This is a genomic window from Pusillimonas sp., from assembly GCF_044464525.1.
Classification (GTDB): domain Bacteria; phylum Pseudomonadota; class Gammaproteobacteria; order Burkholderiales; family Burkholderiaceae_B; genus Pusillimonas.
Genome location: NZ_JBIQLE010000013.1, coordinates 23,253 through 39,767 on the forward strand (window position 1 = coordinate 23,253; position 16,515 = coordinate 39,767).

Consider the following 16,515-nt stretch of genomic DNA (forward strand, 5'->3'; position numbering starts at 1 on the left):
CCGCCAGTCGTTTCGGGAAACCAGCTATTTCAACTGCGGCCTGCAAGCACCTCGCGCAACCACTCCTGGCACTGGCCCGCAGCCTCTACAGGCCATTCGACGGATATAGTGCGATCAAGCTGCCTGATCTCTACCCGTATCACTGACGACGCACTGGCATTCGTTCGGCCGACAACGGCACGGTTAGCACCCAATAAACGGGAGAACCAGCCCTTGGGTTCGGCTTGCTCAGATGCTTTGGCGTCGGCAGTTGCCGCTTCAGCTTGTATCGGCCGCGACGTCTCGCCGCCGGAGGCGGCGGCTACCTGAGGCCGGGCCGATGTATCGGGCCGGATGCCCGCTCCGGCGGAAGGCTTTTCAGCCGGAGCGGGAGAAGCAGCGTCAACCTCGGGCCCGCCCTCGATCCGCTGAGCCAGGTTTTTCCCAAACTCGTCCCACATACGGTCGGCTTTAGTCTTCATGACGGACAGGCCAAAGGTGCCAAGCCGCCCGAGCAAGTCGACGTTCACCCTGATCTTCAGTTCAGTGCCGCCCTCGGGCGTTTCGTTCAAGAACACCTCTGTAGTCTGTTTCAGCGAGCTCGCCACGGAAGCGTCTTCTCCGGTACCCTCGGCACGCAGATACTCAGGCTCGCGCTGCTCGACAATCTTGGTGTTGAGCTTGAACTTGGCGCTGATGAAGGAAATTTTCACCTTCATCAGCGCGGCATATTCAGTCGGGCTGATGACATCGATCGACTGCATGCCCGGCACGGCGCCCGTCATCACGTGAGGATCCATCAACATGGCCCATACGCGCTCTCGCGCAGCTGAAACGGTCAGTGTTTTTTCAATTTCCATGATTCATTTCTTTTGCAGCGTGCAGAATCGATTCGACGATCTGGGTATAGCCTGTGCAACGGCACAGATTCCCCGACAGGCCTCGCTGCACTTCTTCGATGCCCGGATTCGGATTGTGCTTCAGCAAATCGCACGACGCCATGATCATGCCCGGCGTGCAGTAGCCGCATTGCAGCCCGCCGCATTCCAGAAAGCTTTCTTGCAAGGGATGCAACTGGTCGCCCTGCGACAGGCCTTCTATGGTGGTGATGGCGCGGCCGTCAACCTGCGCAGCAAACATCAAGCATGACTTGACCACCTCGCCGTCAAGCAAAATGGAACAGGCTCCGCAGACTCCGGTTTCACAACCGCGCTTGGTGCCGGTAAGGTGCAGGTCGTCTCGCAGGAAATCCGAGAGCATCCGGCCTGTGGGTACGTCGAGCGAGTGGGTTTCACCGTTGACGGTGCATTCAATGTGATGTGTGGTCATGTCCCGACTCCTTCATCGATGGACAATTCAAACAATTCGCAAATGCTGCGGCGGACCACGGCGCGCACCATGTCGCGCCGATACTCGGCACTGCCGCGCGAGTCGGAAATAGGCTCGATGTCTCGAGCCGCTATATCCGCGGCTTCGGCTGCTGCCTGGATGCTTATTGCTCGACCCTGAAGATATTCTTCGGCTCGGCGCAAACGAACCGGCATGGGGGTCGACGCACCCACAGCCAATCGCGCATCGCGGCACTCGGCGCCTTCAGGGCGCGCCACCAGCGCGACGCTGACCAACGGCCGATGCTCGGCGGCGGTACGCAGGAAACGGCTGTAGATACCCTTGGCGCCAGCCGGCAGCGGCGGAACACGAACCTCGATCAAGACCTCATCCGGCTCGAGTGCGGTTTCGAAAAAATCCACTATGAACTCTTCCAGGGGAAGAGTGCGCTCGCCGCGCGAACTTCCCAGCACGACGGATGCATCCAGAGCCAACAAACAGGCAGGAGGATCGGTGGAAGGATCGCCATAGCAAAGATTGCCGCCGATGGTGCCTTGGTTACGCACTTGCGGGTTCGCGACGCGCTCGGCCATGCCGGCCAGCACCGGATAATGTTGGCGTACGACAGGCGAATTTGCGATATCTGCATGCCGCGACAGCGCGCCGATGCGCAAACCGGATTCGGCGTCAAACTTTATGCCGCGCAGCCGCTCTATCTTGGCCAGCGATATCAGATGGCTGGGTTGCAGCATTCGCTGCCGCATCGTCAGTATCAAGGCCGTTCCACCGGCACTCAGCCGTGGGTCCTCATCTTCGAGTTCGACCAGCATCCGGCTGGCCTCTTCGACGGAGGCCGGCTCCAGGTAATGAAAGTCACGCATGAGCGGCGCCTCCTTGTTCCTTCTTGGCCCGCAGTGCGGCCAGCACTTTTTCAGGGGTGATCGGCAGGTCACGGATACGCACCCCTACAGCGTCGTAAACCGCGTTGGCGATGGCCGGAGCGGCCATCAAAATGGGGGTTTCGCTGGAGGCTTTTGCGCCGTAGGGCCCAACCGGGTCCATGGATTCGACAAAGCCGCCACGCAACATCGGCACCGACTCGGCCGTGGCCATCGTGTAGTCGGCGAAGTTGCCATTGGCAATGCGGCCGTCTTCAACCTGGAGGTCTTCATACAGGGCCCAGCCGATGGCTTGAACACAGCCTCCGTTAGCCTGGCCATGCACAGCGCTCAGATTCAGGGCCCGGCCCAGATCGTCGGACAGGTAGCTGTCGAGCACGCGAACCTGACCCGTCTCGATATCCACTTCGACCTCAACGGCTTGCGCGGAAAAAGAATGAGTGGGCGCACAGTTTCCGTAAAGCTCTGCATCAGGCTCTTCGGTGGGCGGATCCCACGTGCCGGTGACTTGCAGCATTTCTCCGCCATGGCGCCATACGTGGGCGCGACCCAGGTCGGCCAGGCTGGCGCTTCGCTCGGTACCGCGCACGCGCACGGCGCCATCGTCGATAATTTCCATCTCGTCGGGCGAGGCATCCAGCAACTCGGCCGCCAAGGCAAAGAGCTTGTCGTGGGCGGCCCGGCTTGCGCGGATTGCCGCGTTGCCCGCCGACATGGTCACCCGCGACGCGAAAGAGCCCAATGCGTAAGGCGCGCTGTCAGTGTCGGGCGCAAGCAAACGCACCTGCGAGAGCGGGACTTTGAACTCATTGGCGATAATCTGGGTGATCATCGTCATGGCCCCCTGCCCCATGTCGCACTCGCCATTGAAGGCTGTAATGCCGCCGTCTTCGTTGATTCGAAGCACCACGGTGGAGCCGTCCCAGTTCCCCATGGTGCGATTGCCGCATACGTGCATCGCCGCGGCCATGCCAACGCCCTTGCGTCGCACACCACTGCCCCGAGGCGCGGCACGCTTGGCGGCCCAGCCGATAGCCTCGGAAGCATTGGCAATACACTGCTTGAAACCGGTGCTGTGGATCTTCCAGCCATGGACCGTGGTGTCGCCCGCCTCGACCGCGTTACGCTCGTGAATTAGCGTTGGGTCCAGATCGAGTTCGCGGGCCATGGTATCGATATGGCTATTAAGGGCAAATAGCATTTGCGAACCACCGAAACCGCGAAATGCGCCGTGCGGCGGTGTGTGTGTGTAAACCAGCACGGCATCGCAACGCACGTTGGAATTGCGGAACATATTGTCGCTGCGCATGGCCGACACATGCATGACTTCGCCGGCCAAGCCCGAATAAGCCCCGCAGCCAGCGACGATGCGAACATCCTTTGCCACGATAACGCCGTCGCGGTTCATGCCCAGCTTAAGCGTGATGCGCTCGGGCACGCTGGTACAGCACGACAAAAAATCTTCCAGGCGGTTGTTCAACAGCCTTACGGGCCGCCGGGTATGCAAGGCGAGCAAGCCGGCAACGAGCTGGTTATCGTCTTCGACGATCTTGCCGCCAAAGCCGCCGCCGGTGGTTTGCTGAATAACACGCACCGATGAAATAGGCATTTCGAGCGCTTTGGCGATGCGCGACCTTGCCAGGAAAACGGTTTGTGTAGACGTCCAGACGTGGAGACGGTCGTCCGCCTCGAACGATGCCACAGAGACCATGGGTTCGAGATAGCCCGGGTACTGCCGCGATGTGTTGTAAGTGGCTTCGTATACCAGGTCTGCCGAGGCGAATGCCGCCTCTACGTCGCCTCGATTGAACTTGATCTCATGGCCAACGTTGTTTTCGCGGCCCGGATGCACGGTGGGCGCGTTGGGCGCCAGCGCTTCGTCCGGCGTCAGCAAAGCTGGCAGCTCTTCGTACTCCACGCGGATCAGGTCCAGAGCGTCTCGTGCAATATCCTCAGATACGGCGGCCACCGCTGCGACCTCTTCCCCCGCAAAGCGCACTACACCCTTGGCCAGGATGTAACGCTCTTTTATAGGCCCCCCTCCCCACGGCGTATCAGGCGCATCTTCGCCGGTCAGCACAGCCCGGACACCAGGCAGGGCCCGCGCAGCCGCCGTGTCAATGCTGACGATGCGCGCATGCGGGTAGGGACTGCGCAAAATGGCGCCATGCAACATGCCGGGCAGCTTCATGTCGCCGGCGTACATCGCCCGGCCCGCCACTTTGGCGCGATGGTTGACTTGCGGCACCTCTGTGCCCAACGTGGAATGCCTGGACGCACCGTCCAGGCCCTCGCGCTCCTCAGTCAAACTCTTCATGACGTCTCTCGTACATAAGTAAATTTTCGTATTCGAGAGCCAGTTTGCGCCTATCAAATTGATAAATCAATTAGCATCACCGCTTATTGACTTATCAATTTGATAGGAGTAAATAGTATCCTGATATACAGCGGTAGTTGCCTGGAAAAGTATTTTTCATACCCAAGGGCTAGAATTGGGCGTTGCCGTTTTTCTTCAAGACGCGTCGCACCATCCGCTGTCTTCGGTGCGCCGTTCCTGCTGGGCTCCCGCTTTTTTCAACCTGTGGAGCATCGATTGACGATGTTCCCTCATCCGACCTTTGGCCGTGGTAAAAAAAACTTCAGTCCCTTGCCCCTGGGAGCACATAGAACCCGATGGCTCCAATCTGACCGTCGAAGATTTTCTTTCCGTGCCGGTCGTGCGAATCGCGGCACACCTTAAACGCTTTCCCAGCATCTATGCCAGCACGGCCGACCTGACCCTGCCGCAGTGGCGGCTGGTTTCCACCGTTGCTCACCATCGCTCCATCCCCTTGAAGCAACTGGCTGAAATCTCAGCCAGCGACAAGGCGCTCGTCAGCCGTACCGTCAAGGAGCTGATAGCCAAGGGGCTGGTTTCCACCGCATCCATGAAAAGAGGAGACCGTTCGCTGGTATGCAACATCACGGCGAAGGGCGCCAGAGTGGTCGACAAGGTCATTCCGCTGGCACGGGAACGCCACGCCCGCCTGCTTTTGGCTCTGGATACCGAGGATCGGGTCAAGCTGTATGAGATTTTGCAGAAACTGCAGACAGTATGTGCTGATATAGATTAAGCACCGGGCCGGCTAAAGCGGGCTTGGCCGGCCGCGCCGGCCAAGCCGCACCCGGGCATTGTCAACGAATCGACTGTACCGGCGCTGCAATTGACGCCATCACTCCAGCGCGACGCACTCGAGTTCGATCTCGAACCCCATTTGCCAGGATGAAACAGGTATGAAGGTTCGGGAAGGAGGGTCTTCGGGGAAATAGTCGCTATAGACTTCGTTGACGGCCTTGAACTGGGTGGGATCACTGCAATAGACACGCATACTGACGATTTTGTCCAAGGATGACCCGGCATGGGTCAACACGTGCTTTATGCCTTCCAGGCACAACTTTGTTTGAGTCTTGATGTCAGCGTCCTGGATGACGTCGCCGGTTTCGAGATTAAGTGGCGGCATGCCCGACAAAAACAGAAACCCGTTGGCCCGCACGACAGGCGATATGGGAATACGCGCCGCCTTCATGCCCGCCGAGAGGCCGGGGATTGGGTCGATGATTTTCTTATTCATGATGAGTCTCCTTGAATGAAATTATAGAGTTGGGTTCGAATCGGACCATGCGTGGCACGACCTGCTGCTTCTGGCCCGACATGGTTAAGAAGTATGCGAGTCTTCAGATGAACACGTGCTGCATCAACGATAGCCCGCTTACCATCAACAAGGCGGCAAGCAAGCGCTCCATCATTAGCGGCGAAAGCCGCGCGGCACAGCGATTTCCCAGCAAAACCCCTCCGAGGGCGATAGGTATCCCGTACAGCCATCGCGACATGACAACATCAGCATCAACTTGTCCAGACGTCCACAACACTGAAACAGCTATCGAGCCCACCAAAACCATGATCACCGGAACCGTCGCCCGAACGGCGGCCGCGCTTCCCAGGCGACGTTGTAACCAGGTGACCACGACCGGACCGGCCGTTGCGAACATGACGTGAATGAGCCCTACCAACGCTCCCACGGGATGACCCCACGCCGGCGACAGCGTCGCGGCCCCGTGCGATCGCGGCAGCAAGGCGCGGGCGCCGACAAAAACCACGTAGCATCCCAGAGCGAACAGTGGCCAGCGTCTGTCCAGCTGGCCAAGCAGCCATAGACCGGCAATAGCGCCAATCGCCATGCCAGGCAACAGTCGACGCAACTCTGCCCATTGCACTTGCCTCATGTTCAACCCGCCATGCAGCATGCTGGCCGGGATATCAAGCAAAATGGCCATGGCCACCACCTCGGCCAAAGGCCAGCGATTGGCCAGCAACGGAACCACAATAAGGGCCGAACCAAAACCCGTGAGACCAAGGACCAGATAGCCAACGCTTAAAACCAATGCGGGGTATACGAGCGCGAAATCAATCATCGGGCTCGGTAAAGTCTCTTCAATGTGAATCTGCCCCAAGTCGTCTGAACGTGTTGCGATCATACAGCGCTCAAGAAAACGCAGGCGCAGACAGTGTTTTGATGTAGGATGATGCATATATTGATGCGGCTTCAATAGAGGCAACAAATGCGAACTACAGTAACGATTGACGATGCGTTGTTTGAAAGAGCGCTGCAAGTAGCCGATCCAGGTATCGAAAAAGCCGATCTTATTCGTGAAGCGGTCAAGACGTACGTGCGTGTACAGTCCGCGAAACGGCTTGCGGCTCTCGGGGGGGCAGCGCCTCAGATGTCTGACATACCGCGTCGCCGAGAGCAGCCCTCCGAAGCATGAATGGAGTATTGGTTGATACTTCGGTATGGGTCGATCACTTCCGACGCGAAAATCAGGGTTTGGTCTATTTGCTGGAGCGCGATCGGGTAATGGTGCACCCCATGATTCTTGGTGAGCTGGCCTGTGGAACCCCACCCAATCGGGCACGTATTTTGGTCTATCTCGATAGTCTGCAGCACTCCCAACAAGCAACCCTGAAAGAAACCTTGGACTTCATTGAATCCGAAAAATTTTACGGTTTGGGCTGCGGGCTGGTTGATATGCTGCTATTGGCCTCGACCATGATGACGCCACAAACAGAGCTCTGGACATTGGATAAGCGCCTTTCAGCCTTGGCAAAACGCTTTGGAGTGATGTACCGATCTACCCACTGAGTTGGGGAGCGCCCGCACTTGTAACAAAAACCGCCCCTCCTCTTGAAGTATTCCATATCGCCCCTATAATTAGCACTCGAGGGGGTAGAGTGCTAACAACCACCCCTTAAGCTAATTCCAATCAATTTGAAAACAGGAGTACCTTCATGGCACTGCGTCCTTTGCACGATCGCGTGATCGTCAAACGTCTGGACAACGAGCGCACCACCGCTTCGGGCATCGTAATCCCGGAAAGCGCCGCTGAAAAACCCGATCAGGGCGAAATCATTGCTGTCGGTCCCGGCAAGAAAGCCGAAGACGGCAAGCTCACCCCGGTCGACGTGAAGCCCGGCGACAAGGTTCTGTTTGGCAAGTACGCCGGCCAGGCCGTCAAGGTCGATGGCGAAGAGCTGCTCGTCATCCGCGAGGACGAAATCCTCGCCGTCATCGAATAATCTGCAAACGAATACGAATCTAGCAAGGAATCAACAATGGCTGCTAAGCAAGTACAATTCGGCGACGAGGCACGGACACGCATCGTGCGCGGCGTCAACACCCTGGCAAATGCCGTCAAGACCACGTTGGGCCCCAAAGGCCGCAACGTTGTACTCGAGCGTTCGTTCGGCTCCCCCACCGTCACCAAGGACGGCGTGTCGGTTGCCAAAGAAATCGAACTGAAAGACCGCTTCGAAAATATCGGCGCCCAGTTGGTTAAAGAAGTGGCTTCCAAAACTTCCGATAACGCCGGCGACGGCACCACCACCGCCACCGTGCTGGCACAGTCCATCGTCGAAGAAGGCCTGAAGTACGTGGCCGCCGGCATCAACCCCATGGACCTGAAGCGCGGCATCGACAAGGCTGTTTCCGTAGCTGTCGAAGAGCTCAAGAAACTGTCGCGTCCTTGCACCACCAGCAAGGAAATCGCACAAGTTGGCTCCATCTCGGCCAACAGCGACGCATCCATCGGCAAGATCATCGCCGACGCCATGGACAAAGTGGGCAAGGAAGGCGTGATTACCGTCGAAGACGGCAAGTCGCTTGATAATGAGCTGGACGTCGTCGAAGGCATGCAGTTCGACCGCGGCTACCTCTCGCCTTACTTCATCAACAACCAGGACAAGCAGGTTTCCGTTCTGGAAGACCCCTACGTTCTGATCTACGACAAGAAAATCAGCAACATCCGCGATCTGCTGCCGGTGCTCGAGCAAGTTGCAAAATCGAGCCGTCCGCTGCTTATCGTTGCTGAAGACGTCGAAGGCGAGGCTCTGGCCACGTTGGTTGTCAACAACATCCGCGGCATCCTCAAGACCACGGCTGTCAAGGCTCCTGGCTTCGGCGACCGCCGCAAAGCCATGCTCGAAGATATCGCCATCCTCACCGGCGGCACCGTCATCTCTGAAGAGACCGGTGGCTCGCTGGAAAACGCTACTCTCGAAGAGCTGGGCCAGGCCAAGCGCATCGAAGTTGCCAAAGAGAACACCATCATCATCGATGGCGCCGGCGACAGCAAATCGATCGAAGCGCGCGTCAAGCAGATCCGCGTTCAGATCGAAGAAGCAACGTCCGACTACGACCGTGAAAAACTGCAAGAGCGCGTGGCCAAGCTGGCCGGCGGTGTTGCAGTGATCCGTGTTGGTGCTGCTACCGAAGTCGAAATGAAGGAAAAGAAAGCCCGCGTCGAAGACGCCCTGCACGCTACGCGCGCAGCTGTCGAAGAGGGCATTGTTCCTGGTGGCGGTGTTGCACTGATCCGCGCCAAGCCTGCAATCGCCAAGGTCAAGGGTGACAACATCGACCAGGAAGCCGGCATCAAGCTGATCCTGCGCGCTGTTGAAGCCCCCCTGCGCACCATTGTTGCCAACGCCGGCGGAGAGCCCAGCGTCGTGGTCAACAATGTGGCTCAAGGCGAAGGCAACTACGGCTACAACGCTGCCACCGACGAATACGGTGACCTCGTTGAGCAAGGCGTGCTGGACCCCACCAAGGTCACCCGCACTGCCCTGCAAAACGCCGCTTCGATTGCAGCCCTGCTGCTGACCACAGAAGCAGCAGTGGCCGAAATCGTTGACGACAAGGCTGCTCCTGCAATGCCCGACATGGGTGGCATGGGCGGCATGGGTGGCATGGGCGGTTTCTAAGCCCCGGTCATCTCCAGGCCGGCGGCAGGGGTCTCGCACCCAAGTTATACGCCGCCGCGCCTGGTCGACATGCACGGCAAGCCCTCGAGCAATCGAGGGCTTTTTTTATGGCGCGCCCACCAGAGGGTGCAAGTTCCCTACTCGCCCGACAAGGGAAAGAGTCAGCCTACGACATCCTGCTCGAGCCCGAGGCTCATGAAACTGCAGCGCTTGCAGATTCAAAATGGGGCGTGTTGTCTGGGTAGAGCGCGGTTGTTATGATGAGCCCGATCATTGGCATGACCAACCGGGGTTCCAATCATGTCCGCGTCATCGTCCGACCTTGTGTATCAGGTGGCTTCTTCTTCGGTTCTGCCCGCTACCCAGCGCTACGAGCACTGGCTAAGGCCGCTCTTGTCGAATTTTGAAGCGGCAGCGCCCAATGCCAGGCAATGCCAAGACTTTCAAGGCCATGTCACGTCGTTGGTACTTGGCACTCGAGAGCTCCACGACGCACAACTGGACGATTTCCACGGAGCGCACTCCAGGCGCGGCATACAAAAGCACGACACCGACAAACTGGCGCTGATCTATGTCATGCACGGCTCGGTCGTCTGCCAGTACGAAAACGACATAGACACCGCTATCCACCAAGGGCAGTTCTTTCTTTTTGACGGCACGCGTTCCAATCGAATCAGCTTCCATCAGTCACGTTTTATTCAGATCAATCTACCGCGCGCCTATTCGCATAACATGATCCCGCGCGCCCTGGCGCCCAGCCAGGTACATAAAGCACTTTCCCGTTCAGCGCTGGGCGGCTTGCTGGCAAGCCAACTGGCTCAGTTTCGAAACTTAAGCGGCCGCCTCACCGAACAAGAACGTTATAGCTATCTGGAAGCTTCAGAAGCGCTGGCGGTCGGTGTGCTGGAAAACGCCCTCACCGGCCACCACTCGCACGACCGGCTCCATGCCCTGTACGTCGCCGTCCAGCGCTATGTCCGAAAGCATCTGTCATCAGCCGATCTGAACGGCCACACCGTTGCCGCGGCCCTGGGTTGTTCGCGCGCCACACTATATCGCGCTTTGGCGGAACACGGCGTCAGCCTTGCTGAACAAATTCGAGAACTGAGGCTGCAAAAGCTGGCGAGCTTGCTGCGCCACTCTTCGCACACGATACCCATTGCTCAACTTGCGCACAGCTGCGGTTTGCAAGATGCGCCTAACCTAAGCCGGATGTTCCGACGGCGTTTTGGCGTGAGCCCGCAAGAATACCGGGCCGCTCGATTCGCGCCCACGCAAGAATAAGCGCAGGCCATCTTCTTCTAATCACCCTCGTCACCCTGATAGGCGCATCTGGCCAGCATAAGCCGCTTCTTGAAACAAACTGATGGCCCCATTGGACGGTTTGATTACCGCCGCCCGTCTGTTTGAACCTACCCTTTCGGGGTTTGGCAACGAGAGCCATCCGTACGCAATACAGCCAAGTATCCGCAACGCCTCATGAGGCATCCTGCCGAGGCCGTCGAGGTTTGTGCCTGGCTTTCGCCGCAGCTCGAAAATGGAATCTAAAAGCAATGAATCACTACTACCGCGTCGTCTTCAACCAGACTTTGGGTGTGATGCAGGCCGTCCCCGAACTAAGCCGCATGCGAGGCAAGGCCGGCAAGAGCCCGGTCTCCCACACTGAGCGCTTTTTAAAGCGCAGCACAGCCATTGCCGCTTTGGCGTTGGGCCTGGCTCCCGGCTTGGCTACGGCTAACACCCTCGGCAATGGAGGCAATGGGGCTCCTTTCGCCTCGCTTGGCGCTCACGGCCCGCAGCAGCATTGGCAAGGCGGCGACGGAACCTGGAATGACACGAACTTGTCATGGCGCAATGACGGAGCCGGAACGCCGGTAGTGTGGAGCGGCCATGAAGCGGTCTTCAAAGACACCGGCAGCCACATGGGGGCCACGATTTCGGTCGAGGGAACACAGAGCTTTGAAGGCTTGCAGTTTGTCGACAACGGCTACCGGCTTCAAGGAACGGGCTCACTGGAAACCGTTACGGGCGGCAGCGAGATTCGCATGCTGGCGGACCAAGCGCACATCGCCACACAGATCACAGGCGCTGGAGGCATCACCAAGACGCAAGAGGGCACGGTGGCGCTGTCCGGGGCCAACACCTATGCCGGCGGCACCCGCCTGGAAGGCGGCGTGCTTTCGGTGGCATCAGACGCGAATCTAGGCCACGCAGATGGTCCTTTGACATTCAACGGCGGCACGCTTCGAATCACCGACTCGAACTTTGGCGAAACCGGCCGTGCAGTCACCCTGGGTGAAAAAGGCGGTGGCTTTGACATGGAATTCAACAGCCTCGACGAAGAAACCGTTACCTTCTCCGGTAACTTGGGTGGCGCCGGCGATTTGACCAAACTGGGTCGGGGCAACCTGCGTCTGACCGGCGACAATGCCTACGGCAACACCATTGTTCGCGAGGGCGAACTGATCGGCAACAGTCGCTCGATCAGCGGCAACATCCTTATCGCCGATGACGACACGGCCGCCGTCACGTTTGTCGAAGAGCATGACGCCCGGTTCGCAGGGAATATCACCGGAGCGCCAAGCCCCTATGCCTCGCTGATCAAGGAAGGCGCCGGCCTGCTGACCTTGACGGGAACCTCGACGCTCAACTGGTATATCCACGAAGGCGGGTTGATCACGTCCGCCGATCGTTTCCGAGGGTATGCCGCAACAGGCGCCGACGGGTCGATCACTTTTAACGAGGCCGGCGACGCCACACTCATCAGCGCGTTGCAAGGCGAAGGCCTGGTTCACAAAACAGGTGAAGGAACCTTGCGGCTACCCGGCGACAGCGGCGGCTTCGCTGGCCATACCACCGTGCACGAAGGCACGCTCTCGGTGGGCGGCGCCGACGGAGCCGGCCGCCTGGGCGGCACGCTGACGGTGGCCGATGGCGGCGCCTTGAGCGGTACGGGCCAAGTGGGAACGACCACGATCCAGTCCGGCGGCACGGTCGCTCCGGGCAATTCCATCGGCATCTTGACGGTGACCGGCGACCTGACATTCGAGCCGGGTTCACGCTACGACGTTGAGGTCAGCCCTGATGGCCCCGATTCTGACCTGATCAGGGTAGCAGGCACTGCGTCGCTGCAAGGCGGCTCGGTGATACATGTAGGGGCCAACGGCCTGTATGCCCCCGATTCCAGCTACCGTGTCCTTTCGGCGGACACGGCCCTGACAGGGGCTTTTGACCAAGTAACGTCGAACCTGGCCTTCCTGACGCCAAGCCTGGCCTATGACTACGAAAACCACACCATCGACCTGCGTTTGCAGCTCAATGGTTCCAGCTTCGAATCGCTTGCGCACACGCCCAACCAACGGGCAACGGCATACGGTTTATCCAGCCTGCCCAGCGGCAATGCCTTGTACCAGCGCATTCTTAATCTTCCGGAAGGCGCGCCGGCCGGCGTCTTCGACTCGCTGTCGGGCGAAGTACACGCCAGCCTCATGTCGGCTGTGCAGGCCGGCAGCAACACAATACGCAGCAGGCCTCTGTCGCACATGCGCAAAAACCTCGCCGCGGGCTTGCTGCCCGGTGCGCCGCTGGCCCAAGCGAATACTTCGACCCTACCCGCGTCGAGCCTGCCGCAATCCGCCGCCCGGCCTTTGTGGGCCGAGGTGGCCGGAAACTGGCAGACCCTGACCAGCGACGGCAACGCGGCATCGCTCAAGCAATCGACGGGCGGTGTATTCGTAGGCGGCGACTACCATGTGGGCGCAGGATGGCGCATCGGCGCTGCCCTGGGCTTTACCGACGCCAAGCTTCGTATCGATGACCGCGACAGCAAGGCCGACATCACGACATACAGCGCCGCGCTGTACGCCGGTAAAACCTATGCACTTGACACTGGCGGCTTGAACCTGATGCTGGGCGGCGCCTATAGCAGGCACGACATCGACAGCCGCCGCCATGCGACCGTAGCCGACTGGCGCCACACACTAAAAGCCGACTACCGTGCCCACACCAGCCAGGTCTTCGGCGAACTGGGCTACGCCTTGCCTGTCGGCCAAGCAACAATCGAACCCTTCGCAGGGCTCGCCTGGATAAATACCCGCGCGCGCGGATTTGAAGAATCGGGCGGCCCCACGGCCTTGTCCGCCTCCAGCCAAAGTTACGACACCACCGCCGGCACACTGGGGCTACGCGCCAGTACAGGCTTCGAACTTGGCCAAACCCAAGGGCGCCTGCATGCCTCGGTGGCATGGCGTCACGCCTTTGGCAACCTTGCCCCCCGGCGCACGCTTGCATTCGAGGGCAGCCAACAGTTTGCCGTAGCCGGGGCACCTATTGCCCGCAATGCCGCGCTGGTCGAGCTTGCGGCGGATGTCTCGCTCTCGGCCAATGCCACGGCCGGCTTGTCATACGGCGCTCAACTGGGCGGCGGCAACCGCGAGCACGCCGCCAAAGTCAATGTGCAGTGGCGATTCTAAACACCGCCGCGCCTTGTTGACATGCACGGCAAGCCCTCGAGCAATCGAGGGCTTTTTTTGGGTGCCTGTGGCTCGGGATACACTCTGATTGTGGGACCATAGCGGCTTCGCCTTGCCGGCTCTTGTGACACATCAGCCGGGCTGGAAGCACAAGCGGCCTTGGCGGCTCGAAGGGCACTTGGCGTTTTCTGAATACAATGCATTTGTTCCGGCATTGTCCGGCCCCTTAAAGAACGGCGTCATGACGCAACAACATTCTCGTTTTAAAAGCCGCGGCGGCCTGGTTCGCCTGTTCAACGCCTTACGCTACTCAGTGCAAGGGTTGGGCGCCGCGCTAAAGCACGAGGCTGCCTTCCGCCAAGAGCTGCTGCTATGCATGGTGCTGGTCCCGGTCGCAATTTGGGCAGGCAACACTCTGGCCGAGCAACTCCTGCTTATCGCCACCTTGTTTTTTGTATTGGTCGTCGAACTGCTCAACTCTGCGCTCGAAGCCGTCGCCGACAGCGTGACACTAGAGCAGCACCCCCTGATAGGCCGGGCCAAAGATCTCGGCAGTGCTGCCGTCATGCTGGCCATCATCGGTGCCGCCATCGTCTGGATCGCGGTGCTGACAGGCTTGGGCTCCTCCTCTGCGTGAACTCCAGCCGCATCAAAAAATCCAAATTTACACATCACCCATGACCAATTTCATCCAAAAGCTCGACTCCGCCTGGAACCACGCAAACTCGCTGCTCATGGTGGGGCTTGACCCCGACCCCATGCGTTTTCCAGCCGAACTGCATGGCCGTCCCGATGCAATTTATGAGTTTTGCCGCGGCATCGTCGACGCAACCGCGCCCTATGCCTGCGGTATCAAGCCGCAAATCGCGTATTTCGCCGCGCAACGGGCCGAGGACCAGCTCGAAGAGCTGTGCCGCTACATTCAAGAACGATACCCGCAGTTGCCTCTGGTTCTGGACGCCAAGCGCGGCGATATCGGGTCGACTGCGGAACAATATGCGCGTGAAGCGTTTGAGCGCTTTGGCGCCGACGCGGTCACCGTCAGCCCTTATTTGGGATTTGATTCCATCGAGCCTTATCTGTCGTGGGAAGAAAAAGGCGTGATCGTTCTTTGCCGCACCTCGAATAAAGGAGGATCCGACTTGCAGGCGCTACAACTGGAGTCGGAAGAGCCTCTGTATCTGAAGGTGGCCGAACTGGTGGCCGAACGCTGGAATCGCAACGGCCAATGCGCGCTGGTGGTGGGCGCCACCTTTCCGGAAGAACTGGCCCAGGTACGCCGGCGTGTAGGCAACATGCCATTGCTGGTACCCGGCATTGGCGCCCAGGGCGGCGACATCGCCGCCGCAGTCAAGGCGGGCTGTGACCGCAAAGGCACGGGAATGATGATCAACTCTTCGCGCGCCATCATCTATGCAGGCGCGGGGGATGATTGGCGCGAAGCGGCCGCCAAGGCGGCACTGGACACGCGGGATGCCATCAATACGGCACGCACAGCCCTATAAAACCGCTTACTGGGGCTGAATGATGTCCAGCGCGGTGTGCAGCGCGAACAATACCGCCTGGGCACGCACCTGGGCGCGATCGCCATCGAACACCCTGGTGACCGCCCGCGTCGTGATGCCTTGCCCGCTTCGCTGGGCAAAACCAAAACACACCATGCCTACCGGTTTGCCTGGCACCGCCCCGCCGGGGCCCGCGATGCCGGTGGTGGACACGGCGAACTGGGCATGGCTTGCATCAAGCACGCCGCCGGCCATCTCCATGGCGGTTTCTTCACTGACCGCGCCGAAACGCTCGAGCGTATCGACACTGACTCGCAACTGCTCTATCTTGGCCGCATTGCTGTAGGTGACAAACCCGCGCTCGAACCACTGGCTGGACCCCGCCACGTCGGTGATCGCGGCGCTGAGCAGACCCCCGGTGCATGATTCGGCACAAGCCAGCATCCCGTTGCGGTCGGACAACAGCTTGCCCAGTTGTCGTGCTGCGTCGAGGGTTTGATCGGTGCTCATAAGACCTCCAGGCGTACCAGTACAGCCAATACCAGCAAACTATAGGCCGCCGCGAGAATATCATCCCACATGACCCCCAGGCCGTTCTTGAATTTCTTGTCAAAGTACCGGATGGGCGGCGGCTTGATTATGTCGAACAGCCTGAAGATGACGAATGCCACGGCCTGAATGCCAAGTTCTTCAGGCATCAGCCATAGCACGAGCCAGAAGGCCACGATTTCGTCCCACACCATGGCGCTGTCGTCGGCCCGGCCCAATTCCTTTCCGACCTTGTGGCATGCCCAGCAACCATACGCGAACGACCCTGCCAATACGGCGGCGATACCCACATCAGACAGCCGCGATACGACCAGAACCCACAGCAACCAGCCCAGGGCAGTGCCCCAGGTGCCTGGCGCCGGACGCAGCAGGCCGCTGCCCAGGCCGAAGGCTACGGCGCGGGCCGGAGAACGGAAAACCCATTTAAGCGTCAAGGACTGTGCGGGGCCGGCGCCGGAAGACTCAGGTGGAATAGTAGGCATCTG

General features: G+C 59.4%; 17 protein-coding genes. 9 read left to right on the forward strand and 8 right to left on the reverse strand.

Annotation, left to right across the window (positions count from 1 at the left end):
• Positions 1 to 29: 29 nt before the first annotated feature.
• The 4 genes from ACIY1O_RS09100 to ACIY1O_RS09115 are packed head-to-tail and all read right to left on the reverse strand — an operon-like array spanning position 30 to position 4,524.
• Positions 30 to 839, reverse strand: coding sequence for an SRPBCC family protein (locus tag ACIY1O_RS09100; protein ID WP_397474779.1), 810 nt, complete (start codon positions 837 to 839; stop codon positions 30 to 32).
• Positions 829 to 1,308, reverse strand: a complete 480-nt coding sequence (locus ACIY1O_RS09105; RefSeq protein ID WP_397474780.1) for a (2Fe-2S)-binding protein — start codon at positions 1,306 to 1,308, stop codon at positions 829 to 831. The genes ACIY1O_RS09100 and ACIY1O_RS09105 overlap by 11 nt, the downstream gene beginning before the upstream one ends.
• Positions 1,305 to 2,189 carry an FAD binding domain-containing protein gene (locus ACIY1O_RS09110; RefSeq protein ID WP_397474781.1) on the reverse strand — a complete coding sequence of 295 codons (885 nt, stop codon included), beginning with the start codon at positions 2,187 to 2,189 and terminating at the stop codon, positions 1,305 to 1,307. The genes ACIY1O_RS09105 and ACIY1O_RS09110 overlap by 4 nt, the downstream gene beginning before the upstream one ends.
• Positions 2,182 to 4,524 carry a xanthine dehydrogenase family protein molybdopterin-binding subunit gene (locus ACIY1O_RS09115; protein ID WP_397474782.1) on the reverse strand — a complete coding sequence of 781 codons (2,343 nt, stop codon included), beginning with the start codon at positions 4,522 to 4,524 and terminating at the stop codon, positions 2,182 to 2,184. The genes ACIY1O_RS09110 and ACIY1O_RS09115 overlap by 8 nt, the downstream gene beginning before the upstream one ends.
• Positions 4,525 to 4,831: 307 nt before the next feature.
• On the opposite strand from ACIY1O_RS09115, the gene ACIY1O_RS09120 reads away from it, so the two are divergent.
• On the forward strand, positions 4,832 to 5,320 hold the full coding sequence (locus tag ACIY1O_RS09120; RefSeq protein ID WP_397474783.1) for a MarR family winged helix-turn-helix transcriptional regulator: 489 nt from the start codon (positions 4,832 to 4,834) through the stop codon (positions 5,318 to 5,320).
• A gap of 99 nt (positions 5,321 to 5,419) precedes the next feature.
• Here the strand turns inward: ACIY1O_RS09120 and ACIY1O_RS09125 are convergent, their stop codons facing one another.
• Positions 5,420 to 5,818 (reverse strand): RidA family protein, encoded by a 399-nt coding sequence (locus ACIY1O_RS09125; RefSeq protein ID WP_397474784.1) that lies wholly within the window; start codon positions 5,816 to 5,818, stop codon positions 5,420 to 5,422.
• A gap of 103 nt (positions 5,819 to 5,921) precedes the next feature.
• Entirely contained in the window at positions 5,922 to 6,722 is an 801-nt protein-coding gene (locus tag ACIY1O_RS09130; protein ID WP_397474785.1) for a sulfite exporter TauE/SafE family protein, read from the reverse strand.
• 84 nt (positions 6,723 to 6,806) lie between these two features.
• Between ACIY1O_RS09130 and ACIY1O_RS09135 the strand changes: the two genes are divergently transcribed.
• From ACIY1O_RS09135 to pyrF, 8 genes are all read left to right on the forward strand, one after another.
• Positions 6,807 to 7,013, forward strand: coding sequence for a type II toxin-antitoxin system VapB family antitoxin (locus tag ACIY1O_RS09135; RefSeq protein ID WP_397474786.1), 207 nt, complete (start codon positions 6,807 to 6,809; stop codon positions 7,011 to 7,013).
• Positions 7,010 to 7,387, forward strand: a complete 378-nt coding sequence (locus ACIY1O_RS09140) for a type II toxin-antitoxin system VapC family toxin (RefSeq protein ID WP_397474787.1) — start codon at positions 7,010 to 7,012, stop codon at positions 7,385 to 7,387. Before ACIY1O_RS09135 ends, ACIY1O_RS09140 begins: the two co-directional genes overlap by 4 nt.
• A 146-nt stretch (positions 7,388 to 7,533) precedes the next feature.
• Positions 7,534 to 7,821 carry a co-chaperone GroES gene (locus tag ACIY1O_RS09145; RefSeq protein WP_397474788.1) on the forward strand — a complete coding sequence of 96 codons (288 nt, stop codon included), beginning with the start codon at positions 7,534 to 7,536 and terminating at the stop codon, positions 7,819 to 7,821.
• Positions 7,822 to 7,857: 36 nt separating this feature from the next.
• Positions 7,858 to 9,504, forward strand: a complete 1,647-nt coding sequence (groL, locus tag ACIY1O_RS09150) for a chaperonin GroEL (RefSeq protein ID WP_397474789.1) — start codon at positions 7,858 to 7,860, stop codon at positions 9,502 to 9,504.
• 300 nt (positions 9,505 to 9,804) lie between these two features.
• Complete coding sequence (locus tag ACIY1O_RS09155) at positions 9,805 to 10,788, forward strand: AraC family transcriptional regulator (protein WP_397474790.1); 984 nt, start codon at positions 9,805 to 9,807, stop codon at positions 10,786 to 10,788.
• A gap of 269 nt (positions 10,789 to 11,057) precedes the next feature.
• Positions 11,058 to 13,976 carry an autotransporter domain-containing protein gene (locus tag ACIY1O_RS09160; protein ID WP_397474791.1) on the forward strand — a complete coding sequence of 973 codons (2,919 nt, stop codon included), beginning with the start codon at positions 11,058 to 11,060 and terminating at the stop codon, positions 13,974 to 13,976.
• 241 nt (positions 13,977 to 14,217) lie between these two features.
• A complete protein-coding gene (locus ACIY1O_RS09165; protein ID WP_397474792.1) occupies positions 14,218 to 14,613 on the forward strand; it encodes a diacylglycerol kinase in 396 nt (131 codons plus the stop codon).
• A gap of 40 nt (positions 14,614 to 14,653) precedes the next feature.
• Positions 14,654 to 15,481: an orotidine-5'-phosphate decarboxylase gene (gene pyrF, locus ACIY1O_RS09170; protein WP_397474793.1), complete on the forward strand. Its 828-nt coding sequence runs from the start codon at positions 14,654 to 14,656 to the stop codon at positions 15,479 to 15,481.
• Positions 15,482 to 15,487: 6 nt separating this feature from the next.
• Here the strand turns inward: pyrF and ACIY1O_RS09175 are convergent, their stop codons facing one another.
• Both ACIY1O_RS09175 and ACIY1O_RS09180 read right to left on the reverse strand, forming a co-directional pair.
• On the reverse strand, positions 15,488 to 15,991 hold the full coding sequence (locus ACIY1O_RS09175) for a CinA family protein (protein ID WP_397474794.1): 504 nt from the start codon (positions 15,989 to 15,991) through the stop codon (positions 15,488 to 15,490).
• A complete protein-coding gene (locus ACIY1O_RS09180) occupies positions 15,988 to 16,512 on the reverse strand; it encodes a phosphatidylglycerophosphatase A family protein (protein WP_397474795.1) in 525 nt (174 codons plus the stop codon). The genes ACIY1O_RS09175 and ACIY1O_RS09180 overlap by 4 nt, the downstream gene beginning before the upstream one ends.
• Between the last annotated feature and the right edge of the window lie 3 nt (positions 16,513 to 16,515).

Excerpts from the sequence above, each read along its gene's own strand:
- ACIY1O_RS09100 (WP_397474779.1), bottom strand. The coding sequence starts at position 839 with ATGGAAATTGAAAAAACACTGACCGTTTCAGCTGCGCGAGAGCGCGTA.
- ACIY1O_RS09105 (WP_397474780.1), bottom strand. The coding sequence starts at position 1,308 with ATGACCACACATCACATTGAATGCACCGTCAACGGTGAAACCCACTCG.
- ACIY1O_RS09110 (WP_397474781.1), bottom strand. The coding sequence starts at position 2,189 with ATGCGTGACTTTCATTACCTGGAGCCGGCCTCCGTCGAAGAGGCCAGC.
- ACIY1O_RS09115 (WP_397474782.1), bottom strand. The coding sequence starts at position 4,524 with ATGAAGAGTTTGACTGAGGAGCGCGAGGGCCTGGACGGTGCGTCCAGG.
- ACIY1O_RS09125 (WP_397474784.1), bottom strand. The coding sequence starts at position 5,818 with ATGAATAAGAAAATCATCGACCCAATCCCCGGCCTCTCGGCGGGCATG.
- ACIY1O_RS09130 (WP_397474785.1), bottom strand. The coding sequence starts at position 6,722 with ATGATCGCAACACGTTCAGACGACTTGGGGCAGATTCACATTGAAGAG.
- ACIY1O_RS09135 (WP_397474786.1), top strand. The coding sequence starts at position 6,807 with ATGCGAACTACAGTAACGATTGACGATGCGTTGTTTGAAAGAGCGCTG.
- ACIY1O_RS09140 (WP_397474787.1), top strand. The coding sequence starts at position 7,010 with ATGAATGGAGTATTGGTTGATACTTCGGTATGGGTCGATCACTTCCGA.
- ACIY1O_RS09145 (WP_397474788.1), top strand. The coding sequence starts at position 7,534 with ATGGCACTGCGTCCTTTGCACGATCGCGTGATCGTCAAACGTCTGGAC.
- groL (WP_397474789.1), top strand. The coding sequence starts at position 7,858 with ATGGCTGCTAAGCAAGTACAATTCGGCGACGAGGCACGGACACGCATC.
- ACIY1O_RS09155 (WP_397474790.1), top strand. The coding sequence starts at position 9,805 with ATGTCCGCGTCATCGTCCGACCTTGTGTATCAGGTGGCTTCTTCTTCG.
- ACIY1O_RS09160 (WP_397474791.1), top strand. The coding sequence starts at position 11,058 with ATGAATCACTACTACCGCGTCGTCTTCAACCAGACTTTGGGTGTGATG.
- ACIY1O_RS09165 (WP_397474792.1), top strand. The coding sequence starts at position 14,218 with ATGACGCAACAACATTCTCGTTTTAAAAGCCGCGGCGGCCTGGTTCGC.
- pyrF (WP_397474793.1), top strand. The coding sequence starts at position 14,654 with ATGACCAATTTCATCCAAAAGCTCGACTCCGCCTGGAACCACGCAAAC.
- ACIY1O_RS09175 (WP_397474794.1), bottom strand. The coding sequence starts at position 15,991 with ATGAGCACCGATCAAACCCTCGACGCAGCACGACAACTGGGCAAGCTG.
- ACIY1O_RS09180 (WP_397474795.1), bottom strand. The coding sequence starts at position 16,512 with ATGCCTACTATTCCACCTGAGTCTTCCGGCGCCGGCCCCGCACAGTCC.